This window comes from Dorea sp. BIOML-A1, from assembly GCF_009875615.1.
GTDB lineage: Bacteria > Bacillota > Clostridia > Lachnospirales > Lachnospiraceae > Dorea_A > Dorea_A amylophila.
The window spans coordinates 217,023-241,490 of sequence record NZ_WWSA01000004.1; the positions used below are offsets into that span (position 1 = coordinate 217,023).

At 41.2% G+C, this 24,468-nt stretch carries 23 protein-coding genes and 1 riboswitch; of the genes, 3 read left to right on the forward strand and 20 right to left on the reverse strand.

Annotated elements, in window-relative coordinates; translation table 11 throughout:
• The first annotated feature begins 190 nt into the window (after positions 1-190).
• Complete coding sequence (locus GT508_RS03235) at positions 191-1,060, forward strand: AraC family transcriptional regulator (RefSeq protein WP_161143541.1); 870 nt, start codon at positions 191-193, stop codon at positions 1,058-1,060.
• 110 nt (positions 1,061-1,170) lie between these two features.
• Here GT508_RS03235 and GT508_RS03240 read toward each other — a convergent pair whose 3' ends face one another.
• Positions 1,171-2,979 carry a Na/Pi cotransporter family protein gene (locus tag GT508_RS03240; RefSeq protein ID WP_161143542.1) on the reverse strand — a complete coding sequence of 603 codons (1,809 nt, stop codon included), beginning with the start codon at positions 2,977-2,979 and terminating at the stop codon, positions 1,171-1,173.
• Between the two features lie 291 nt (positions 2,980-3,270).
• On the opposite strand from GT508_RS03240, the gene GT508_RS03245 reads away from it, so the two are divergent.
• Positions 3,271-4,692 (forward strand): DUF512 domain-containing protein, encoded by a 1,422-nt coding sequence (locus GT508_RS03245; protein WP_172674940.1) that lies wholly within the window; start codon positions 3,271-3,273, stop codon positions 4,690-4,692.
• Between the two features lie 109 nt (positions 4,693-4,801).
• Here the strand turns inward: GT508_RS03245 and GT508_RS03250 are convergent, their stop codons facing one another.
• The 5 genes from GT508_RS03250 to GT508_RS03270 all read right to left on the reverse strand — a co-directional run bounded on the left by GT508_RS03250 (position 4,802) and on the right by GT508_RS03270 (position 9,414).
• The gene (locus tag GT508_RS03250; RefSeq protein WP_055284388.1) at positions 4,802-5,692 is read right to left on the reverse strand and encodes a cation diffusion facilitator family transporter; all 891 of its coding nucleotides are present in this window, start codon (positions 5,690-5,692) and stop codon (positions 4,802-4,804) included.
• Between the two features lie 125 nt (positions 5,693-5,817).
• Positions 5,818-5,944, reverse strand: a riboswitch (NiCo riboswitch).
• 436 nt (positions 5,945-6,380) lie between these two features.
• Positions 6,381-7,586, reverse strand: a complete 1,206-nt coding sequence (locus tag GT508_RS03255) for a tyrosine-type recombinase/integrase (protein ID WP_009244191.1) — start codon at positions 7,584-7,586, stop codon at positions 6,381-6,383.
• Positions 7,587-7,653: 67 nt separating this feature from the next.
• A complete protein-coding gene (locus tag GT508_RS03260) occupies positions 7,654-7,887 on the reverse strand; it encodes a helix-turn-helix domain-containing protein (RefSeq protein WP_009244192.1) in 234 nt (77 codons plus the stop codon).
• Positions 7,832-8,950, reverse strand: coding sequence for a replication initiation factor domain-containing protein (locus GT508_RS03265; protein ID WP_243144057.1), 1,119 nt, complete (start codon positions 8,948-8,950; stop codon positions 7,832-7,834). The genes GT508_RS03260 and GT508_RS03265 overlap by 56 nt, the downstream gene beginning before the upstream one ends.
• A 131-nt stretch (positions 8,951-9,081) precedes the next feature.
• Positions 9,082-9,414 carry a hypothetical protein gene (locus GT508_RS03270; protein WP_009244196.1) on the reverse strand — a complete coding sequence of 111 codons (333 nt, stop codon included), beginning with the start codon at positions 9,412-9,414 and terminating at the stop codon, positions 9,082-9,084.
• Positions 9,415-9,696: 282 nt separating this feature from the next.
• Here GT508_RS03270 and GT508_RS03275 point away from each other — a divergent pair, with 282 nt between their 5' ends.
• Positions 9,697-10,536 (forward strand): helix-turn-helix domain-containing protein, encoded by an 840-nt coding sequence (locus GT508_RS03275; RefSeq protein ID WP_004844111.1) that lies wholly within the window; start codon positions 9,697-9,699, stop codon positions 10,534-10,536.
• A gap of 170 nt (positions 10,537-10,706) precedes the next feature.
• Here the strand turns inward: GT508_RS03275 and GT508_RS03280 are convergent, their stop codons facing one another.
• From GT508_RS03280 to GT508_RS03345, 14 genes are all read right to left on the reverse strand, one after another.
• Positions 10,707-11,075 (reverse strand): hypothetical protein, encoded by a 369-nt coding sequence (locus tag GT508_RS03280; RefSeq protein WP_004844112.1) that lies wholly within the window; start codon positions 11,073-11,075, stop codon positions 10,707-10,709.
• Positions 11,068-12,201 carry a hypothetical protein gene (locus GT508_RS03285; RefSeq protein ID WP_004844113.1) on the reverse strand — a complete coding sequence of 378 codons (1,134 nt, stop codon included), beginning with the start codon at positions 12,199-12,201 and terminating at the stop codon, positions 11,068-11,070. The genes GT508_RS03280 and GT508_RS03285 overlap by 8 nt, the downstream gene beginning before the upstream one ends.
• Positions 12,202-12,576: 375 nt before the next feature.
• Entirely contained in the window at positions 12,577-13,275 is a 699-nt protein-coding gene (locus tag GT508_RS03290) for a P-II family nitrogen regulator (protein WP_118309942.1), read from the reverse strand.
• Positions 13,276-13,285: 10 nt separating this feature from the next.
• Positions 13,286-14,806: a DUF1538 domain-containing protein gene (locus GT508_RS03295; RefSeq protein WP_243144058.1), complete on the reverse strand. Its 1,521-nt coding sequence runs from the start codon at positions 14,804-14,806 to the stop codon at positions 13,286-13,288.
• 205 nt (positions 14,807-15,011) lie between these two features.
• A complete protein-coding gene (locus tag GT508_RS03300; RefSeq protein ID WP_161143544.1) occupies positions 15,012-15,830 on the reverse strand; it encodes a TPM domain-containing protein in 819 nt (272 codons plus the stop codon).
• 12 nt (positions 15,831-15,842) lie between these two features.
• Positions 15,843-16,937: a hypothetical protein gene (locus GT508_RS03305; RefSeq protein WP_161143545.1), complete on the reverse strand. Its 1,095-nt coding sequence runs from the start codon at positions 16,935-16,937 to the stop codon at positions 15,843-15,845.
• A 40-nt stretch (positions 16,938-16,977) separates the two neighbouring features.
• On the reverse strand, positions 16,978-18,267 hold the full coding sequence (locus GT508_RS03310) for a zinc ribbon domain-containing protein (protein ID WP_161143546.1): 1,290 nt from the start codon (positions 18,265-18,267) through the stop codon (positions 16,978-16,980).
• A 37-nt stretch (positions 18,268-18,304) separates the two neighbouring features.
• Positions 18,305-18,775: a DUF3592 domain-containing protein gene (locus tag GT508_RS03315; protein WP_161143547.1), complete on the reverse strand. Its 471-nt coding sequence runs from the start codon at positions 18,773-18,775 to the stop codon at positions 18,305-18,307.
• Positions 18,776-18,796: 21 nt separating this feature from the next.
• A complete protein-coding gene (locus GT508_RS03320; protein WP_161143548.1) occupies positions 18,797-20,119 on the reverse strand; it encodes an SPFH domain-containing protein in 1,323 nt (440 codons plus the stop codon).
• 36 nt (positions 20,120-20,155) lie between these two features.
• Positions 20,156-20,539 (reverse strand): hypothetical protein, encoded by a 384-nt coding sequence (locus tag GT508_RS03325; RefSeq protein WP_161143549.1) that lies wholly within the window; start codon positions 20,537-20,539, stop codon positions 20,156-20,158.
• Between the two features lie 188 nt (positions 20,540-20,727).
• Positions 20,728-21,369, reverse strand: coding sequence for a response regulator transcription factor (locus GT508_RS03330; RefSeq protein WP_161143550.1), 642 nt, complete (start codon positions 21,367-21,369; stop codon positions 20,728-20,730).
• Positions 21,366-22,331 carry a sensor histidine kinase gene (locus GT508_RS03335; RefSeq protein ID WP_161143551.1) on the reverse strand — a complete coding sequence of 322 codons (966 nt, stop codon included), beginning with the start codon at positions 22,329-22,331 and terminating at the stop codon, positions 21,366-21,368. Before GT508_RS03335 ends, GT508_RS03330 begins: the two co-directional genes overlap by 4 nt.
• On the reverse strand, positions 22,324-23,949 hold the full coding sequence (locus GT508_RS03340; protein ID WP_330576877.1) for a histidine kinase N-terminal 7TM domain-containing protein: 1,626 nt from the start codon (positions 23,947-23,949) through the stop codon (positions 22,324-22,326). Before GT508_RS03340 ends, GT508_RS03335 begins: the two co-directional genes overlap by 8 nt.
• A 105-nt stretch (positions 23,950-24,054) precedes the next feature.
• On the reverse strand, positions 24,055-24,468 hold a 414-nt coding region (locus tag GT508_RS03345; protein ID WP_161143552.1), incomplete at its 5' end, for a YfhO family protein.

A 24,468-nucleotide genomic window follows, 5' to 3' on the forward strand; every position in this document is an offset into this window, starting at 1 on the left:
GCCGCATCATTATCCCGAATCTGTGTCTGATTCATTTCTATAAATTCTTTGTTTATCAGTTTCCGTTTGCTTTACACTGATATTATAATCAGATTATAACCATAATCTCTTGCATCATAGTAGTAAAAAGTAATACAATACTATCAAATAAACAACTTTTTGACAGTAGAAAGGACTCCAGTATCTGATTATGAACACACTCACCTACGAAAACCTCCACGAAGTAAAAAAACACGTCAGCACCCAGTTTCCATACAACACCTATCTGTGCTCCATTCCATTGGACTTCACACAGGTTCCGCTTCACTGGCATAATGACGTGGAGATCATTGTAATAAAAAAAGGCTGTGGTATCATTTCCGTTGATACCGAGCCCAGAGCTGTGAAAGCCGGCGACATCATCCTGGTCCGCCCGGGGCAGCTTCACTCCATTTCCCAGCATGAAAAAGACAGTATGGAATATGAAAATATCCTGTTTCAGAGCAGTCTTTTATATTCTGCTGATTCCGATCCCCGGACAGTCGGATATTTCCAGCCGTATTTTACACTGGAATATAAACTTCCATGGCTCTTTGACGATACCTGTTCCTCCCATGAAGAACTTTCTTCCTGTATTGATGCAATCGATGACCTCTGCGCTAAGCGTCCGGACTATTATGAATTATCAGTAAAAGGACATCTCTTTCACTTCTTTTACCTGTTATTCTCCTCCCAGGGATCACCTGTCACTTTCAGTCGCAGCAAATCTCTGGATAAGGTAAAACAGATTGTTTCCTACATTGAATCACATTATACAGAACCAATTACCGTTCAAAGCGCAGCAGACTATATGGGATTCTCCGAATCACATTTTATGAAATTCTTTAAGCAGCACCTGCACACAACGTTCACCAGTTATCTGAATAGCTACCGTCTTACCATTGCCGCCAGACTTCTGCTCACGGAAGATGACAGTATTCTGTCCATCTCGGAACGCACAGGATTCAATAACCTGTCTTATTTTAACCGTTTATTCAAAAAAGAATATCAGATGTCACCGAGAGAATACCGGAACCGTTAGTAAACAAAAAAAGAACAGCGTCTGAGATATTTCCCTCTCAGATTCTGTTCTTTTTTTATTTTTATAAGATAAACTTACCTCTGTCTTACTTATATGCTCTTATGCAAATCCTACTCAACCTCTTCCGGTTCCATGCTTCTCATATGTTCCCCGTCTTTTTTGATCTCATATTTCTGATTATATTCATTCAGATAAGTTTTATATTCAGTGCTGTCGGAAGGATATACCTTCGAATCATGAATATGTGTATCCATATTTTCTTTATCGCTGTTCATAAGTGCAACCATCGCACTTGCACAGTGTGCCGCAATACGGTTAAAGCTATTCAGGATATCTGTAAATACTGTTCCTTCTTCCAGACCGCATCCACCACTGCTCATACGCTCCACATGGCGCATCTTCAGTTCATCACACAGTGTTGTAATGACCATACCAAGCGGTGCTACTCTCTGTGCCATCTCTTTATCATTCTCAAGGAACGCCTTGCATGTAAGATTGATCTCCTCACGTACCGCTTCCATGACAACATTCAGTTCATCCCAGGCATCTTCTGAGAACTGTGTCTTATTCTCATGCATATCACTGGACATATATGCAATATAAGAAGCATGATCTCCGATACGTTCAAAGTCATTGATCGTATGCAGATAAAGTGAAACCTGCCTTGTCTGTGCAGTGTTCATCTCATGCTTTGTAAGCTTGATCAGATAATCGCCCAGACGGCTTTCATACTTATCAATCAGATCTTCCTTTTTCTGAACCTTGTCGAACTTACTCTGCTGGTACTCATTCAGAAGATTCATTGCACGGTTAACATTCTTACGAAGCTTCTTCGCCATACCGCTCATTGCTCTGTGGCACTGACCGATCGCAAGTGCCGGATACGCAAGAAGACGCTCTTCCAGAAGATCAAAGTCTGCTTCATCTTCCAGTTCTTCTGCGCTGTCTTTTACCAGCCAGCATACCAGCTTCTCAAGTTTATTAATAAACGGAAACAGAATACATACCGTTACCAGACGGAACACGGTGTTCAACAGGGCAATCGATACCGGCGACATAATATTGTCCAGAAAATCAAAATGGACAAATGCATTGATCGTATAGAATCCGATCGACCAGATCAACATTCCGAAGGTATCATTTAATAAATACACAAGTGCGGTTCTCTTACCATTCTTATTTGCTCCGATCGCTGAGACCAGTACCGGACAGGATGCTCCTACACCGATACCAAGAATAATCGGAAATGCACTGGAAAATGTAAGTATTCCTGTTACCGATAAAGCCTGCAATACACCAACGGTAGCAGATGCGCTCTGCAGGACGGCCGTAAATGCAACACCTACCAGGATACCTGCGATTGGATTCGAGAACATCGTCAGCATATCAATAAATACTTTACTCTCTCTTAATGGTGTAACCGCACCACTCATTGTCTGCATGCCTGTCATCAGAATTGCAAAACCAAGCATGATATTACCGATGTTCTTGTGTGTCGTTCTTTTACAGATCATCCGCATGATCGTACCAATTACCGCCACGACAGCCGCTATCGTTGCAGAAGATAAAATCTTTGCAATACCATTCGATCCTTCAATATAGGAAAGACATAAGATCCATCCGGTGATACTGGTACCGATATTGGCTCCCATGATGATACCGATCGCCTGTTTCAGTTTCATCATACCGGAGTTAACAAAACCGATGACCATAACGGTTGTTGCGGAAGATGACTGAATGACACTGGTCACTCCTGTTCCAAGTGCTACTCCTTTGAGCGGTGTGTTTGTCATTTTGTAAAGGAATGCTTCCAGTTTATTACCGGCAACCTGTTTCAGCCCATCTCCCATAAGAGACATTCCGAACAGAAACAAAGCGACTCCACTTAACAATGACAATACCATAGAAAATATTTCCATAATTTTCTCCTTTGTTGTCAGCTTATTTTACGCTTACTTAACATTCTTTTAAAATATTCTTAACCTTTTCTTTTTTATTATGTCACGTTAAACGTTTGATTACAATCGTATATTTGTCAGAAATCACATTTTTTCACATCCCGTAGAAAAACGAATCCCGTCAATTCCTCTTTTTTCATCAATTTATCCAAAAATTACGTTCTGATTTTATAATTCTTACCTTGCACTCAGACTGAGAATAAGCTATCATTTTGTCTATATGGGTAAATGTTTATACGGAGGAATATATTTGTGAGAAAAAAGGAACAGGAACACCTGATACAGACCGTCTATCCGGGTTCTATTGCTGAAGAACTGGAAATCGAACCCGGCGATGTACTGTTAAAAATAAACGGACAGAAAATTGAGGATGTCTTTGATTATCGTTATCTGATGAAAGATGAATATGTCGAAGTCCTGATCCGCAAGCCTTCCGGGGAAGAATGGCTTTTGGAAATCGATAAAGAGTACGACGATGAACTTGGAGTTGAATTCGAGAATGGACTAATGAGTGAATACCGCTCCTGCAGTAATAAATGTATGTTCTGCTTCATCGACCAGATGCCTCCGGGCATGCGTGAGACTCTGTATTTTAAGGATGATGACTCCCGTCTTTCATTTCTGCAGGGAAATTATATCACCATGACAAATATGAAGCAGGCAGATATTGACCGCATCATCCATATGCAGCTCGCACCGATCAATATCTCTGTACAAACAACCAATCCGGAGCTCCGCTGTAAGATGCTGCATAACCGGTTTGCCGGAGAAAAGCTAAAATTTCTGCAGGATCTGTATGAAGCACATATTGAGATGAACGGTCAGATTGTATTATGTAAAGGCGTAAATGACAAAGATGAATTAAAACGTTCCATTGAGGATCTTTCCAGCTATCTTCCTTTTATGAGAAGTGTATCCGTTGTACCTGCCGGACTTACAAAATACCGTGAAGGTCTCTATCCGCTGGAACTCTTTTCAAAAGAAGAAGCCGGTGAAGTCATTGATATGATTGAAAGCTATCAGCCAAAATTCTATGAAGAATATGGTCTGCACTTCATACAGGCAAGTGATGAATGGTATATTCTTGCCGAACGTGATTTTCCGGAAGAAGAACGCTATGATGGATATATCCAGCTGGAAAACGGAGTTGGTATGATGCGTCTTTTAAAGACAGAATTCCATGACGCTCTGGAAGCACTGAAGCAGAATGACAACTATGAGACCTGGAAAAATGAGACCTGCCGTACACTTACCATTGCAACAGGCAAGCTGGCCTACAGTACCCTTGCCGGATTCGCAGAGGAGATCATGAAAGCATTTCCATATATTAAGATCAATGTATTTGCGATCCGCAATGATTTCTTTGGCGAGACTGTTACCGTATCCGGTCTGATCACCGGTCAGGATCTCAAAGCCCAGCTTCTGGAAAAGAAAGCCTCCGGCACCGATCTTGGTGACACCCTTCTTATCACATGCAATATGTTAAGAAGCGGAGAACAGGTATTTCTGGATGATATGACGGTACAGGAACTGGAAGATGCATTAGATATGACTCTGGTCGCCGTAGAAAACCAGGGACAAGAACTTATCGAAGCCATGCTCAATCATCACTATACAATGCAGCGTGACAATGATACAGACAGCTTTGTATACGTAAAAGGTTATAACTCATAGCACAAACGCAACCGTACTTTCATTAGCAGGATTAAATTTTTCAGACAACACCAACAAAGAAAAAATACCACAGCTTTTTCAAAATTTGAAAGCTGCGGTATTTTTTCCATTATGCCGGATTTACATGAATCATAATATGCTTTGTATTCGGAAACTTCTTTTCTACATTGTCGTGCACATCCTCTGCAATTGCATGCGCATCTTTCAACGAAAGTGTTCCATCTACTGCAATCTCTGCATCGATATACACCTTGTTGCCGAACATTCTCGTTCTTAACAGATCCAGTCTTTCTACTCCCCGGCTCTTTCTGATATAGTCTGCCAGTTTCTCTTCATATTCTTCACTGCATGAAGTATCCAGCATCTTATCCAGTGCATCTTTGAAAATATCAAATGCTACTTTCAGGATAAAAATACAGATAACTACACTTGCCAGCGGATCCAGCACAGGAAATCCAAGCATTGCACCACCTATACCAATCAGTGAACCAACAGAAGAAAATGCATCTGATCTGTGATGCCATGCATCTGCCATGAATGCTGCGGAATCCAGAATCTTCGCATAATGTCTGGTATACCAGAACATCCCCTCTTTTGTAAGAATCGACACGATAGCTGCCACAAGTGCGATCGTTCCCGGTGCCTGCAAATGACTGTAATCACCGGCTATGATCGTCTTCACACCACTCATTCCAATACCAATACCAGTTGCAAGAAGAATGGCTGCAAGCACCATCGATGCTACACATTCCAGTCTGTCATGACCGTATGGATGTTCGCTGTCCGCCGATTTCTTAGATAATTTTACCCCGAGAAATGCAATGAATGTGGCAAACACATCCGATAATGAATGAACCGCATCGGATATCATGGCTCCCGAATGTCCGATAATTCCTGCCAGCAGTTTGAACGCTGTCAGAATGACATTTCCAAGAATTCCCACGGTTGATAAATGATTGATCATTTTCTGTTCATTTAATTGTTGTTTTTGACTTGTCATAAGATAACCTCCATTTTTAATAATGTCATGTCTCCTATGGCACCTAAGGTGAGACTACTGTTCCTCCGTATTCTATTTACAAGACTGCTTTTTTGCAAAAAAATACACCTGTGGAACTTTCTACTTACTGTCCCACAGATGTATGATATATCGTCTCATCTGCTGCCGGTAATTGACCGGCCCGGCATGCACATCATTTTTCTCGATTTTATTCTTATAAAAAATGAATGTAGCCTGATCAGTTTGTACTGTTATCCCTTATCCGTATTGGATATATTCAGTGCAAAGAGATTCTATATATAATATTCGATTTTCACGAAAAAGTCAACTGCTTTTTCTGGTTTTCATTCTCTTTATAACCTCTTAAGTTCTTCTTAAGATTTTTCCGATTTCTTTAAGGAATTTAACATACTTTAGACATATTTGTTTTTTATAATAAATTTAGATAGTTGAGAGAGACAAATTCAACTATCTCCCCCTCATAAAGTAGCACACCGGGAATCCGGTGCAACACTTTACTCTCATTCCTTTAGATAACTATAAAACAACGAAGCCCGTTAGCCCTTGTGGTTAGCGGGTTTTCGCTGTTCTGTACTTGTTGCAAAATCCGCTTCGGTCAAATCTCGGTCAAATAATTTTCTAAAGAAATGTTGCACCTTTTCTATTCTCTTTCTTATTCTTGTTCTGATTATATGATTTCCTTATACAAATTCTGTAATTTATCCATTTCCGATTTTGCTTTATCATCTGTGACGTGCGTATACAAATCCAGTGTGATTGCTATGGAATAATGTCCGAGGAATCCTTGTACTACCTTTGCGTCAATCCCGGCTTCAAAACAACGCGTTGCAAAAGTATGACGAAGTGCATGTGGATAAAAATGCGGAATCGGTATAAACACTGTCTTGTTTTTCTCTGCCTGCTTTTTTCGTTCCTTATTGATAGATTTTTCTATCCAGTCTAACGTCACTTGAAAGGTGTGTTCTGTAATCGGTTTTCCGTTCTTTCCAACAAACACAAGATTTTCAAATCCCTCTAATGGTTGCCATTCACTAGCTGACAACTGCATTTCTTTCAACTGAATCCACTGACGTTTTAAAGCCTTATACACACTGTCCTGCATGGGAATCGTCCGTATACTGTTCTTTGTCTTTGGTGTCTGGTACTTGAATACATACTTCTTTGTTTCCTTATCTTTGATATACACCAACGTTTTATTTACAGAAATTTCCCGTTTCCGAAAATCTACATCATCCCATGTAAGCCCAAGCAGTTCTCCGCCACGCATTCCCGTTCCGAGTGCTACCTGTATGAGATTCTCGTGTATTCTCTCCTTTGCGTGTTCCAATACTTCCCGTTGTTCTTTCACAGTCAGTACCCGTATCTGTTTTGTCTTTGTTTTGGGAACTTCCACTCCTGCACATGGGTTGAATGTAAGAATCCTGTTATGCACTGCATATTTGAACATAGCATTGAGAATATTATACACATCCCGTATAGTCTTTGTGCTGTAATCATCATCTGCCATATTCTGAAGCAGACGTTCCAAAATAATCGGATTAAAATCTGCCACACGTTGTTTTCCTATCTGCTTCTTTATGTAACGTCTGTAAAAATCATCATAACGTACTTGTGTACTCTCCTTGATAGTCCGCTTCTTATGGGTATTCAGCCAGATATCAAACCATGTATCCAGAGTGATATTATCGCCCTTTCCTTTCAACCCATGCTTGACTTCATAGCGTAAATCTTCCATTTCTTGAACTAACTTTTTTAAGTCCGCATTATCTTTTGTATACGTTTCTCCTTTGTAATAAAACCGCCCTCTGTAAATTCCGCTTTTTCTCTGCATAATTCCCGGCGGTAATGGATTTCCTTTTAAGTCCTTGCCCAATCTGCACGCTCCTTTCCGTGCAAGGACTATCAGAACTGGTCTGACAGTATTATATGCTTATTTGTGTTTATACTGCAATTACTTCATATTTATTTTTCAGATTATGCCCTTCGTTTTTCTTCAAAAACTGGTCTAAAACCTCAGAGCGTATAAGAATCTTATTTCCAATCCTTATGACCGGAATCTTCTGCCATGTAATCAGCTTTCGCAGATTATTTCTTCCAATTCCCGTATACTCTGACGCTTCATTCACTGTAAGGGCTTTCTTTGTCTGTATCGTTTTCTGTGTATGTTCTGTCAAAGATTCTCCTTTCTTCTTCCCTCAAAAGGAAAGATTTTTTATAGTCCTCATATATGCGTTGTTGTTCTTCGTTCATCTGCCCCCGTTCTATTAGCTGGCGGATATAATCTCTGTTATCCAGTTTTCCGATTTTATCCATTAGCTTTAAAGAGGGCGAAACTGCTACGTTCAGCCACTGCCATGTTCGTTCCAGTGTCTTTTTCTCTGAATTCATGGTCAACTTTATCTTCCCTACATCCTGCATGAGTTCTTCCCACGGGGGATAAGTAGGATAAAGCCGTTTTCTTGTAACCGTGCTGTTTTCCGGCTTCTGTAAAAACCGCACTTTCTCGTTTAATACAGACAACGCAATCCGTGCCACATCCCTGTCTTTCAGAAGTTCTTCTACTAATCTGACCGCTTTTTTGTGCCGGAATCGAAGTTCATATCTGTTCCAGTCCGGGTTGAGTTCTTTTCCGAACTTTTCTGCCTGTTCATATCCCTTTTCATAGAATGTAATCCGAAAATCACTGTGTTTACTGCCGAGATATAGTGTTTTTCCCTGCGCTTCTATTTCATCCTCTTTCAGTCTATCAGAACGATTCTCTGCTGTATCACGCAACTGACTAGATATCAGCCCCTCGTTTTTCAGACGAATCAATTCCGGGATAGACAGATAAGGCTTTGTATCGTCGATTGCCAAGTCTATCCTCGGAAAATTCACCGGGTATCTGCAAACTCTTTCCAGAAAATCAAACCATGTTTCCTTATTCATCATAAGGAAATTTTCATAATTCCTGCACCCCGAACCACTCATAAGAATCTGAAATCCCTCATACTGTGCATTTCCTGTCGGTTTCAGAATCTTGATATTGTCAAATCTTGCTATCAGTTCGTGTCCAGCAATTCCTTTTTCCTTACCATGCAGTTCCATAAAACTCAGTGGAATCCGCAAGATATCTTCTATGATTATGAACACGTCTACACCTTTGACAGTAATCTGACACCAGTCAATCAGTGCTGTCAAATCTTCTTTCTGACGAGTTACCCCCCTGTTAGTATAGGGGGGTTCTGAAATTTTCATTACCTCTGTTATCATCATCCCTGCCTTTCGTAGTATGCCTTGGCTTTCGCCACGTTCCCGGAACTTCTCTACTCCCTTTGCTCCTTTCACGCTGTACGGAGCAGTCCGCAGAGAAGTTCCGGGAACAGTCTCTACACGTTTCCTTTTCCGGTAACAACACGGATACCCTTGCAGGAGATTCTGTCCACCAATACCGGGAAGTTTCCTCTCTGCACATAAGGGGCATATACCGCTTCTTCTAGTTCTACCACTGTGTAAGGCTCTACCTTTGGAAGTTCTGTTGCTTCCAGACGGATATCTACGCTGTTTCCAAGTTTCATGCTTCCGAGGTGAAGTTTCAATGCTTCCACTTCCTCGGTTTTCTTCCGGGTTTCCTTATCATACTTGTAGCAGTAGTCTGCTCCCATGTAACGGAGTTCCCCGAACGCTTCTCTGACCTGTTCTTTTGTCAATGTAATCTGCATGCTACATTTCTCCTTTTTTGAAATCATGGTGAATGAGTGTCTGTAAGTGTGACAAGTCCTTTTCATATCCACGTCTATATTTATTTCATTACTTTTCTCCTTACCTCTTAACCTCATCATAGACCTGTTTTTTCTTCTTGTCAACAATTATTTTACTTTTTCCCTTACTTTTTATTTTTGTATTTCAAACGCTTAACTATATCTTTTTATAACTTATTATAATTTTACCCTTACATTTATCCTTATCTTGTGTTATGATGAAAACAGAAACGAGGTGTGCATATGTTTGTGAATAAAGAAGCAGTAGGAAAACGAATTTTACAGATACGCAAGAAATACGGTTACAGTATGCAGAAGTTTGGGGAAATCATAGATAATGCCCCGAAAGGCTCTGTAAACAGTTGGGAAAAGGGTGTGAATCTTCCCAATGAGAAACGCTTGAAGCAGATTGCCACGTTGGGCAATATGACGCTGAATGAACTTCTGTATGGTTCATTTAAAGAATATGTAGATATGCTTATCACAGAAAAACTGGGGATTGAACTGCCGGAAGAATTTACCAGAACTTTCTATTCTCTTTTAGAGCAGAACGGATTTACCTACGGGGATGATATCGAGATTGTCCGGCTTGTAAACGGCTTTCTGACTTATCATAACCTTACAACAAAAGAAACCGCCATTTTCTATCAGCCAACTGCATACTCCGGCGATTATTTTGACGGTATCATACAAAAAGCGGATTCTTCCGTTCTGGTCTGCCGGGCATATGCAGATAAGGCAAACAACACCTTACATATCATTCCGGCTTTTGAGAATGGACAGACTGAGGAAGTAGCAGACTTCTTTCATGCACTGAAAAGCATAACCGCTCCACACAACAACAATTATTTCACTTCCGGCTTTCTGACACTCGGACTGGCATTGAGAGATTCCAAAGTAATTATCTATGGAATTGATGAAAAACAGGGAACAGCACAGGTAATCCCTTACGAATATGATTGCGAATCAGACGCTTATATCCAGAATGAACATCTGTCATATACCAGACAGGATAGCTTTTTCCGAGAAGCCACGAAAGAAGCGGTCTATTGGAAAATGCAATCCGACAGAAGTAACCCATAAGATAAACAAGAGGACTTGCAAGGTTTGTGACCTTTCAAGTCCTCTTATGTATCATGATGGTATTGGCTGTGTCCGTTCCGTAAAGGACTGCCCTACGGCGTCTCGGCTTCGCCTTGTTCCTTTACCTCACTAATAATAATGTTCTGATAGCAGAACTCTTACTTATACTTTTATCTTACTATTCTTTCAATTTTTACCGTTTCACCATCAATATTATACTTAAAAAAATAAAATTTAATAACATTTCCTTCTGATACTTGTTCTAGATCACCTTTACACTTAGTACAATCTAAACTAACTTTTGTCGTATCAAAAAATAGACTACTTTCTTCCTTCTCATTTAGTTCTATTAAAAGTGTATCAAAAGTTTTCTCTACAACAACCCCACTCAAATGAAACCAATGAGAATTATCATCTCCACTAGAACGCAACTCCATATTTTGACGATTCTCCTTAAAAACATTTCCTTTTACGCCAAGCACAATTAATACTATTGCAAGCAAAAGTATGATTAACAAAATCAATCGTTTCTTATCCATTAAATGTAGTCCCCGATATGTCTGTCCAACTATCAAAATCAAAATTCAAATAACGTACTGTATCCCCCCATCCATCAAATACCATCAATGTATGTACTGTATTTCCAGAATTATATGCTCGCAAAGTTGCATATCCCTCTGCTGCCATTGAATGCCCCGCACGTTCTCCAGTATCACTGCTAATTATACCACAATGGACAACTGCTATATCTCCTCTATCAATGCAATTAGTGAAAAAATTATAATTGGGACTATAGTCAGTATTTTGTGTTACAGAAACATTCTTTCCAGCACAAAAGTCCACAAATCCAGGTCCAATATTGCCAATAGTTGTTGAACCATATGTTATTCCTCCACTCTCCGATGAAACTGTCGTTCCTGTTGAATCCCAAATATCCATATAATCACCTGCAATATCTGTATAATCAACAGCATTATAATATGCACCACATGCTAATAATGCACTAACTGCACATGCATAATGTCCTGTTACACTTTCTATATACGGCTCATTAAAGGAAATAAATTCTTGAAGATGATTTGTTGAAACAAGCGTGTAGTTTTCATAAACTTCATCAATATCTAGCAAAACCTCATCCCAAGTAGCTGGGTCTTTTCCCCTACTCTCATTCAAGGACAGTACTGTTTTTTCTAATGTTTCACCATAATTCGTTCTAATCTTTCCCAAATTATCAACAATACCATATTCAAACGGAGCTATTTTATATATTTCAGAGGTATTTGCTTTTTCACTAAATACATTTGCTTCACTTTGATAAATCACCTCATATGGATTTGCTGAATTATTACCAAATGAGTATTCTGATATCAAAGATTCACACGTAGTATCAAAAACTACATATCCATATGGTTTGTTTTCTAAATTGTAATTTACAATATATCCAATAGCTTGACCTGTTGTATCATAAAATTTTCTCGGATTATTAGCAACAATATTGCTATTTTCTCCTATTCCCTTTGCAAAACGTTCTGCCATCTGTATCGCCAAATCATCCGTAACATTTACAACAGAAGTATTCTCCGATGCATGGACAGGAACTATTGACATAATAGTCAATATAAAGATTGTCAAAAGTGAAGCAAATCGTTTAAAAATTTTTCTCATAAATATCCTTCCTCCTTAGATTATATATTTACTTTAATATTATATCTTATTCCCTATTTTGTCTATATTTTTTTATGTTTATTTCAAATATTTCATTCTATTTTATTTTTATCAAACTATTTTCAAACAAATCCAAACAAAGAATCTCGGGGCAAATTTCGGTCAAATCAGGATAAATAAATATAACACTTTATATGTAAGTCAATTTTAAAAAAGCCTGTAATTCCGGGCTTTACAACACTTTGTAACACAATATAAACCAGTTCGATAATCCCTCATTCCTTTAGATAACTATAACGACAACGAACGCCACAGACTGGAAGGTTTGTGGCGTTTGTCGTTTCTTTTTTCTTTTGCAAAATATAATGCTTAAATCTATAACAAATCATCCTGAATATCTTCCTCCAGCATCCGTATCCCCGCAACACTGGTCACCGGCAGCGAGAACACAATCGTACGTTCTTTGCTGTCGAGACCGGCCTGCTCCATGATTGCTTTCATGATCTGATTCTTCTCTCTGCTCTTCGTTACGATCAGAATGACTTCTTTTTCTTCCACCAGTGACACCCCGAGATACTTTTTTGCAAGTTCCATCCCGGTTCCTTTTGCATGGATCACAGTCCCTCCGCCGGCTTTTGCTGCTCTTGCCGCATCCATGACTGTATCGATATATCCCTGATTCGCGATTGCTACCAGAAGTTCATAGTCTGTATCTTTCATCGCTGTCTCCTCCTCTTTTTCAAATTCCTGTTCATTTACAAGAAACTGCAGTGTCTTTCTTCCGCCCACGCTGCTAAGCGGCACAATGAACGATACCCCTGTCCCCGGTACATCGATCAGCATCTTCGTGATCAGTCCCCGGCGCAGCTTTTTCCACGTCTCTCCTGTAACGATTGCAAGAAATAACAACTTTTCCGATTCTTCCAGGCCGAAATAATCCAGTACTTCACTCTGTGCCGTCCCTCTCCCGGTCGTTTCCAGGAATACGGGAAGACCGTGTTCTTTAAAAAATGTTCGGAAATCTTTTCGTTTGTTTCTGTTCGTGATGGTCACCATCATATATACCTTACTCATAAATTCTCCCTTACAGCTCTATAATATCCGCATCCCCATATGCCTCCAGCGGTAATACCTTAACAGGCTGCGCGAGCATCTCTTCTTTATCCTTCTTACGCTCCTGATACTGATACACCACGCCCAGGATCTGTATCGTGATAAGCGGTGTCATTGCTACCATTGCCACGACTCCGAATGCATCGGTTACTACATTTCCGCCAACGGCTTCACAGGCTCCCTGTGCAAACGGAAGTAAGAAGGTTGCCGTCATCGGTCCGGATGCAACACCGCCGGAGTCAAATGCGATTGCCGTAAATATCTTCGGCACGAATAACGTCAAAATTAGTGCCAGTGCATACCCCGGTACCAGAAACCACAGGATCGAGATACCTGTCAGCACACGTATCATCGCCAATCCAAGGGAAAATGCAACGCCAAGCGACAGACTATATCCCATTGCTTTTCCCGGTATTGCTCCGGATGTCAGCTCTTCTACCTGCTCCATCAGCACATATACCGCCGGCTCTGCCTTTACGATAAAGTAACCGATCAACATACCGATTGGAATGATCACCCAGCGGTAAGGAAGCCCGGCGATCACCTGTCCCAGATAATTACCTACCGGCATAAATCCTACATTTACTCCTGTCAGGAATAATACCAGTCCAATGTATGTATACAGGATACCGACTAAAATCTTGATCAGCGTTTTCTTTTTCAGTTTCAGGGACACCACCTGAAAGAATGCGAAGAACAGAATGATCGGGAGCAGTGAGCCACCGATTTCTTTCATATAATGCGGGATTCCTGACTCGAATAATTTCCACAATGCTACAGATGTCTCTGCATCTGGTATCACAGTCTCGGAATAGCTGCCGCCCTGTGGATGATAGATAATCCCAAGAAGCAGTACCGCAAGCACCGGACCGATGGAGCACAATGATACCAGACCAAAGCTGTCCGTCTCCGCGTATTTATCACTACGCACCGCAGAGAATCCGATTCCCAGTGCCATGATGAACGGCACCGTCATCGGTCCGGTTGTCACACCACCGGAATCAAATGCAATCGCCAGAAAATCCTTCGATACAAAAAAAGTCAGGATGAACACCACCGGATAAAAGATCAACAGCATATAAGACAGCGGTTTTGAAAATAACATACGCAATACAGCGGCTACCAGAAAAATTCCGACTCCCACGGCAACCGCCAGAATCAGTGTCATATTTGATACCGAAGGTACCTGCCCAGCCAGCACCTGCAGATCCGGTTCCGATATTGTGATGATAAATCCAAGTACAAAACACAACCCGATGATCACCGGCAACCTTTTTGACTGTGCGATCCGGGTTCCGATCCTCTCTCCCATCGGTGTCATCGACATCTCTGCCCCCAGTGTAAAGAACATCATTCCTACTATCAGAAGGATTGCTCCAATAATAAAAGCCATCAGAATGCCCGGCGGCACCGGTGCGATCGTAAAGCTTAAAATCAATACGATCACAATAATCGGCACCACCGCTTCCAATGACTCTTTTAATTTCTCCATTAATTTTGTCCAATATAATTTCAATAAATATTCATGCCTTTCTGTGTTAATTTTTCTACAGTTTTCTGACTATTCAATATATTCATTATATTATCACAAAATTTAAATCCTATCTATTTTTCTTTCGCTAAGATCTTGTTAAGATTCTTTATTCTATAACCATATCCTTTGCAAACAATGCAACACGTAATTTGCTTTCTTTTTCCTAGAATTTACTACTGCCGCCGCCATGGGTTCTTCCTGAAGAAGAGGTATGTGTACTGCTGCCACCAGAAGAACTCTTCTTTTCTTTCTTCGTTTTTGAAATTGTTTCATACAGGAACATATCTCTGCTTTCTGTAATATCCAGACTGCCGTCTTTTACATAACTGCCTGCCGTCGTCTGGAAACGCACCGTTTTCAACTGCGCTTTCATCCTGCCTACGATAATAAGCGACAGAACAACTCCGACTCCAAGGGAAATCAGAATCCAGATCGGCGATAATGGTTCTCTTGGAAGACTTTTTTCTCCAAAAGGTTCCCCGCTTCTTGCCTGTGTAATGAATTTATCGCACAGATTGACAAATGTCTGAAATGCTGCGAAGTACTTTTCATCGTGCAAATCGCCCTTCATCTCTTTCAAAATATATTCGATCCCGTCATCGGTAAAAGCTGTAATCCCGTAACCACAGGTTGAAATACAGCAAATGTTCTCTTCTCCTACACTGACGAGAAGCAGGATTCCGTCCTTATCTGCCCCATATCCAAAGTTTCCATAATCATATGTATCGTCTGCATATTCTTCTGCTGTTTTTCCATCCAGCGTATTCGTTGTCACCACAACAACTTCCATTTTCTGACGAACACTTAGTTCATCAAGCATATCATTTAATTCTGCTTCCTCACTATATGTCATAAGTTCTGCCTGATCCTGCACACGGCAATATTCATTTGCAAATCCGCCTGTATCACCGGCTGAAACTGAAATTGTCATACCCAGACACAGGGCAAGAATAAGCAAAAGTGATATCATTTTCTTTTTCATTTTCGTCACCCCCTAAAACAGTCCGAATAAATGAAGAAGTGTTGCAGCACCGTAAGTTACTGCAGTAAATACAGCCGCCAGTATAAGAGTCCAACGGGTTGCTGCTGCTTTATCTACCGGCAGATCACCGACAAATTTTCCGGTCTGTCCGTTCATTGCAAATGTGTATCTGTTCCCATTCCATGTGGTATTCAGCAGCCATACCGGATATAGCGCATATCTGGCTTTTCCGCCGTGAAACTGTACGCTGGTATTTTCAGCCGTTACTGTTTCGTAACCAATGACTGTTTCAGCAAATGCCTGTTCCGTTGATTTCTTTACACGTTCATTCGCACGATCTATACTCTCTTCTGCTGTCACATCATATTTATCTGCAAGATATCCGGCAAGATAAGCAGTCTGAAAATCCACTGCCTCCGCACAGTTGAACGGTTCGATTGATTCCATCAGATCATCTGCCATTTTAGTAGAACCGTCTACCGGAACATCTTCAAACCCAATGCTTCCACCTCTGTGTACCATAAAGTAACTGGTCTTAGTGTAATTATAATTACTGTCACTCCAGGTACGCACCTTGGTTGCCTTATAACGAACCTTTGCATCTACATCGGTATCAAAAAGCCAGAATGGTACATAGACACCTTTGATCTCATCGATATGATTCTGATCCTTGAAAATCTTCGGCAGAAGACGTTTTCCTGTCAAATGCTTTACCAGCCCTTCTTTCGCTGCTTTTTTATTCAACTTGAACGGAATGACCAGATCCGGTTTCAGGGTGCCGGAAAACTGTCCCATCATAACAATCGGATTATCACAGAAAGGACAGGATGTTGCCGCCGTATTCGCATCGCCTACAATCTCCCCTCCACAGGATTTACACACATATGTGCGCAAACCATCTGTTTCTCCTTCTTCCCATTCACCTCCTGCTGTGGTCTCCCAATCCATATTGTCTGCTTCTTCATCCTGCAGTTCGGCATCATATCCTTTCAGTACATCCATTTCGAACTCCGTGTCGCAGTATGGGCACTTCATCTTTTGGATCGTACTGTCAAAGGCTATCGCACCTCCACAGCAAGGACATTTATATTCCTGTAATCCTGCCATAATTCATTCTCCTTTCATCGAATAACGGATTGCTGAGATTTTATTTTATCCTCCATTTTGCATTGTCGATCTGCAGGCTATAACCACAGAAGGAACAGCAGTTATTCTCATCCGGTATAAAATTCGCTCCGCAAGATGGACAATCCTTTTCTATAAAAAATGCTCCATCTGTCTTTCTTCTTTCTGGATATCTTGCTCTTTGAAGAACCATGGTCTTCTTTACTTTTTTCGTATAAGGTTTCTTTTTTTCCGGAAGGTAAGTTTCTTTTCCAAATACCTGCACTGTTATTTCCGTTGTCTGTTCGGTGTTGACCACTTTCTTCAGCACGATCGCATCCACTCCGTAGTCCAGCAGATCCTCCTTCTTTTCTTTATAAAGGACTTCACTGATACAGGATCGCAGATAGTTTTCAGAATATCTTACAATCCCTTCCCGCATCTTTTCCTGCTTTGCCCTGTCGCGGGAAATAAAGGACAGAATTCCTATAAACACAAGCAAGGTAAGCACCACACCTATGGTAAGCGAAATATCGATATCATTGATGAGCCAAAGACTAAAGGTAAGACAAATGAACATGATGATCGATCCGGCAAACAAAAGCAATGTATATCGCATGTTTGCACCCATCTCTTTATAAATCTCAAACACTTCCGTCTGCCAGTCATAGAATTCACTCTGTATCACACCACCGCAATATGGGCAGATGATCTGCTGACCGCTCAGCTCCACTTCTGCACCGCAAGACGGGCAGGTAATCATCAGCTTATCCGAATAAAATTCTTGATTCTTACCCTGCCGGTCAGAATGGCGGATATGCCTTGACTGAAGGATACGCAGATAGCTGCCTTTCCGATAGATCTGATGTACTACTTTGCCGCTCTTTGGAGAAACAAGCCGCTCCAGTGAACTGCACTGCAAAATAGATTCCCGCCATTCCCTGCCATCATCATTCCATCTTTTGAAATTATTTTTCGGCAGCGGCATCACATCCGTCAGACGGATATCCCGGCAGAGCTTTCTCTTCCTGAGAAGATTGATCTGATGATCCATTTTCCTTCGAAAAGTCATATCCATTCTTTTTTGAAGCAGATTTTTGTCTGCTTTTCCCAAAGGAAGCAGCACGCTCTCAAAAGCTTTTTTGATTTCCTTTTGTACATTTGTTCCCTGCAAAGGTGTATTTCGCTCTACAAAAATTCTTTTTATCTTTGCTTTTTTCAAATTCTCCGGCAAAAACTGATCCATATCCACATCTATGATTTTTTCAGCAATACCAATTGCACAGACTATCGTAACTAATGCCGCAAAAAATATCGCATCTGACAGGCTCATATCCATCCCTCCTTCCGTTCTTTTCGCCTTTTTTGTATTACTCTTTTTCTTCCCGGTGATACTTGATAATATCTTTACTTAGTACAACACAACCAATGAGACCCAGTGGAATCATTGCAGCGAATGCAAGGAAATAAACCGGAGTCGGCCCCGGTTCCAATTTATATTGTCCTTTTGAGTTCCGGTAAACCGTAATCAGCACAGTATCCCCTTTCTTCATTTTTTTATAGCAAGTTTTAAAATCATCATAGGTCGTTCCATCGATTTCATAAGTAAACCTTACCTTATATTTTTCTTTTCGGTCTCCATCATCATCTTTTTCATCTGTTTGTTTACAACTGTAAACGAGTGCATCAATCGTTCGGACATCGGTTGAATTCTTATACTCCCAGCTTAGCCTCTTCGTATATATCATCCCACCGATTCCTGCAATAATAATGATAATGCTTAAGATCAGGGCACCTATCTCTTCTTTATGTGCCTTTTCTTCAGATGGAAGTCTATACACAGCATTCCCTCCTCTCTTATATTACTGTCTGTCATTTTCATCAAAAATGTCTCCACATTCCGGACAGAATTTCGGTGGGTGCATCGGGTCTTCCGGTTCCCATCCACACTTATCACAGCGGTAAAGCGGTGCCCCTTCCGGTTTCTTAGATCCACAGTTCTGACAGAATTTACCTTTATTCATTGAACCGCAAGAGCAGATCCATCCTTCTTTCTCTACCGGTTTTGGTGATCCGCATTCTGTACAGAACTTACCGGTGCTAAAGTTTCCGCAGCTACACTTCCATCCGTCTGCCTGAGTTGCCGGTTGCGGTGCGGCCTGTTGTGCTTCCTGTTGCTGACCCATTGCAAATAAATTCTGTGCGTTCATACCGCCGCCCTGATTCATCGCCATGCCCATACCCATGAATCCGGTCATCGCACCTGCCTGATTGCCGGCTGCGGTCTTCATTGCATCAGCCTGTGCTCCAACCAGCGTTGCCGCTGCCATTGTAGGATCACGCATGATCGCCGTACGCTGTGCCTGTTTGATCAGTTCTGCATCTTCATCCGGAAGTGTCACGGATCCAAGCGCAATACTTACAACCTTCAGTCCGCGAAGTGCACCCCATTTTTCTGAAAGTGCTGTATTCATCGCATTTTCAAGATCTGTATTATGTGTCACAATCTGGTTCGGACGAAGTCCCAGTTCTGACAAATGTCCAAATGCCGGCTGCAAAGCAGAAATAAACTCCGTCTTAAGTGTAGCATCCAGTTCCTCACGGGAGTATTCCTGCTCCACATTTCCACAAACGTTAGAGTAGAATAACAGTGGATCGGCAATCTTGTAAGAATATACACCTGAGCAGCGGATTGATACATCTATATCAAGTCCGATTTTGGAATCAACAACACGAAATGGAACTGGATTTGGCGTTCCAAAACGATTTTCCAAAATCTCCTTGGTGTTAAAATAATAGATTCTCTGATCCTTTCCGGTATCTCCTCCGTATGTAAAACGCTTTCCTGCCGTTTTAAACGTTTCCTTGATACTCTCACCGAGACTGCCTGAAAAAATGGACGGTTCAGAAGAAGTATCATAAGTAAATTCACCCGGTTCTGCACAAACTTCTACGATTTTCCCCTGCTCCACGATGATCATACACTGACCGTCCGCTACGGCAATACCTGATCCATTCGAAATGATATTGTCGTTTCCCTTCGTATTCGATGAACGTCCGGTGACACGTTTTTGCCCTTTTGCAACAAGTACCTCCTTCGGCATAGATTCACAATAGAAAAATTCTTTCCACTGATCTGCAAAAGTACCTCCAAGAGCACCCATACCTGCTTTAATAAGTCCCATAATAATTTCCCCTTTCCTTTTGAAATAATTTTTTCCTTACATTGCATAAATCTGATCCATCAGGTATTCGGCAGTCATGGATCCATAGAAAAACTGATCAATGAGACCGTTTTTCTTTGCATCCCGAATGTCTTTTGCTGCCTGTTTTTCCGTATTAGAATCCACGATAAATGCGATCTTGCATTCCGGACACGCCATCTTCACTTCATCCCGGATCTTCATTCTCTCATAAAACTTCCACGGAGTAGAACTCGTCACCTCCATGATAAGAGCAAACGGTTTGTAGAGCTTACACATTTTAACTGTGTCCGTTGGCGACTCTGTACGCACTACATCAATCTCGTAATCCGAATTTCTGAAGGCAGTCGCTACAGAATCAGCAAATAAAAAATTCTGCATATCAACCACTATTTTCCGCATCAGAGCATTCCTCCTTTCTTTTCGTGATATATCCGATATGCCTGTTGTATTTTTCTTCAGTGTAACAGAGAAACCTAGTACTGTCTGTCCTCAAAAGTGTGGACAAATATGCATTTCGCCAAAAAAATTGCTCTGTTTTCTGGGAAAACAGAGCAATTTTTACATTACAGTTGTATTCTATTTTCAGCCTATGCATCAAGTTGGCTTCCCGGCACGACCAGGCGTTTACTTACCGCTGCAACCATCAGACGATTGCGGTTTGTGTATCCTGTTTTCTCTAACATCCGGTGGATATAGGTCCGCACCGATGATTCTGCCACATGAAGCTTTACCGCAATCTCAGCATTTGTCTTTCCTTCACATAGCAGACGCAAGGTTTCCATTTCCTGATCAGAAAGATCACATGAAAGTGCATTTCCAAGCTGTACCGTCGGTACCTTATCTGGCCAGAAGTTTCCACCTGCAAGTGTCCCTTCAATCACACCGATGAGATCTCCGGAAGGGGAATCCTTATACCAAAAACTGTCTGCTCCTATTTTCCTTGCCCTGTCCAGAAAACGTCCCTCTAACATAGAAGTCACCATTACGATCTTGATCCGTGGATAATATTTTTTAATTGATTCGGCTGCATTCAGCCCGTCCGAATCGTTTTCTGTACAAATATCCATTACCACCAGATCAATATGTCCCTCACCGCATTGCCGTAGTGCTGCATCTGCGCGCGTCAAAGTACCTGCCACTTCACATTCTGTGCTTTTTTCTATGCAAGAGCATAAATACTGGCGGGCAAGCATCTGATCCTCAACAATTAATATTTGTTTCACACTCATTCCTCTCTCTCCCTTCTTTCAAGTCCGGGAATCTCTATTACCAAAGCAAACTCTGGAAAACTCTGCACGAGCATCATTCCTCCTGCCGTTTCAATCCGGTAACGTAAATTGGTAAGTCCTCCGCCTTCCCTGATTGCTTTCTCAGGAGACCTGCCATTATTGTATATCATCACAGTATAGCTGGTTTCATTTTCAAAAACATTTACTTCCAACTCTGTTGCATGAGCATATTGAACTGCATTGTTCAGGCATACCTGCATAGCTGCATACATCAACTCTGCCGCTTTCCCCTGTGGTTCCTTTCCTTTTATCCGCACACGCACCCCACTGCTTCTTGCACTGTCAAACAGTTTCTTCTTTGCCGGTAAATGCTCTGTCTCCCTGAAAGCAATGGTTTTCTCCCATTCCTGCAGAACAGTCTCCGCATCGATTCCGTCAAAATCTCCGGAAAGGAACTGTTTCATCACTATAATACTGGCTGCGAGATTATCATGCATTTCGGATTTTGCAGCAAAAAGTTCCTTCTCCCTGGCTATTTTCTCTACATTTTCAGAAAGCTTGCGCAAATTTTCTTCATCTTCTGCAAGCTTCTTGTTATCTATAAAAAGCTGCTCCAGCGCATGGCATAATTCTGTAACATCTGCGGCTGTAAGCTGAATGTAATTCTCCCCGTACCGATCCGTTACTTCTGTTTTTTCAAACTGCCATATGGTGTTATCCGGAAAACGATACGTACTTTCCATATTCGAAAACCGCAGAATACCTTCCGGTGGAAAAGCAAGTGCCATCTCAACTTCACCAAGGTATTGCATATCACTTTCAAATAAATAATGACTCAGACGATACATCTGCCTGTTACAAAGCACAATCCCCCCTCTGCTGTCAAAAAAGCAGACTGCCGTTGGAAGCTGATCAAATCCTTCTTTGATACGATTAAACCCGAAACGCCTCAATCTACGCATTTGCCTCTCCTCCTATCAATGTACGAATCAGCCATAATCCATCCTCCCTGCATACCATCACCTCCGCAGAGGCAATTTCGGACAAGTCAGTCATACATTCCACGGACAGATTCATTTCCTGATCAGACACAGAAATGAATAGTGAATGCAGCTCACTTATTGTCATTTCCATTATTGTTTTCAATAGTTCAAACAGGCGCTCAACCTCTTTGGATGCTATCGGTTTTGTGGTTAAATAGACCACACCACATTCGACTTCGCAGGAATTCATCGCGCGCACCAGTTCATCGATCGTAAGCCTAAGTTCCTGCTGCGGAAGCTTTTCGTATTCCTGAGACAGAAAATACAGATTTGCGCTTCGCTTGATATAAGTACCGAGCAGCAGGATCTCTTTCATGTGCTCCCGCATTTTCGGAGGCTTCGCATTCCTGCACTGTTCAAGAAGCTCCTTTATTCGTTCGGTCTGCTTCTTGTGTTTTTCTTCCAATTCATCATAAATATGGTTCTTTTCAGTCAGTTCATACAGTTGCTTCTGTACTAAATAGGCATCCTTTAATTTCTTTTTATTATTCTCTTTTTTTCTCTTATTCTCATCAAGCCGGGCACGGAGTTCCGTCAAATGCTGCACGTTATCTCCCCAGATAACAAAACCATCTTTAACCGGTGCTGCTGAAATGCGCATTCCATCCGGACAGACGATACTTTCACCCTCCTGTGGACATACCATATTCTCTCCGGCTGTGCGGGAACGAAGCAGAATATGACCATTTTGATCTGCGATACAGGATGCCAGAGTTGTTGCCTCATACAATTCAACATACCCTGTGTTAGACTGTATCATTCGACAGTGGATACAGCTTTCGTATATCGCCGCATAAAAGAGACAAAACATTACATTCATATCTCCAAAAACGTCACGGACAACCTGAAATCCTAAAAGATAAAGCACTCCATACAAAAGCATCACACAGCTTATGACAAAAGGCATCATTCTCCTTTTTCCAATACTTGGAAGTCTGGTTTTTTTCAAAAGCTGAACAATAGAGAAACACACACAGCCAACTACCCATACAAGAATCACAAAGTAGACCGGACGATGGAAGAACACCTTGTTATCCGGCACTCCCGGTATTCCACTTTCAAATACAAATACCTGCTGATGAAGATCGTTTGTAATAACAGCCAAAAACAGTGCCGCCGGAATCAAAGATAATAGCCAGCTTTTTTTCGAAAGTTGATAATTCTCTGACTTTCCCAAAAAAATCGCAATATATACACCCAACAGTGGAATAAAAATAATCGGCAGATAATAAAGATACCACAGATAACGTGCCACGGTCATATCTGTAACCACCTCATATTTCAAAGTACGCAGAGTCAGCCAGATAAGCATCAGGACATCCATCAGTCGAAGACAGTGCAACACCGGTTTCTGAATGATTCTCTGATCCAGAGAATACCCCCACAAGACAAACAATAATAAATACAATGCAGCACGAACATAGCTGGGATAATTCCCACCCATATTAAACCAGGCCAACAGCCGGCAGGAATAGGCCGCTATGATTATCGCAAATACAAAAATCATCAAATAAAGCTGTCTGGTGTTCCGTTTCACGAGATCCCCCCTCTCTACAAATCCTCACCTTTGGGAATCTTTTCTACTTCCAGTATAGTATAAGCCTCCTTTATACGCAACTTATTCACCAGCGTTTCTTAATTATTACCGTGGAATAAACTTCCTTCTGTTCTTTCTTTTTTCCCTGACAAGCAGTGACAAAAATCCTGCCATTCCGATCAAAGACAGGATTTTTCCTGTTATTGTCCCCGGAGCATGATAGATGATCTTCACTTCATGGTTACCACTTTCGATCTTACACCCTAGAAATGCCGTATTCACTTTTTGTATCTTTGTTTCTTTTCCATCAATAAACATTTTAAAATGTTTATCATAAGGGATGGACGTAATAAACCATCCATCTTTCTTTACATGAATCGTCCCCTGGATCACGTTATCTTCTGTCTGTTTTTTGTCCACCTGGATTTCTGACTGATACAATAATTCTGACCGTTCCGGCAGACTGCCGAGATATGCCTGTACATGCCTTAATCGATATTTTCCTTTGCCAAATGTCAC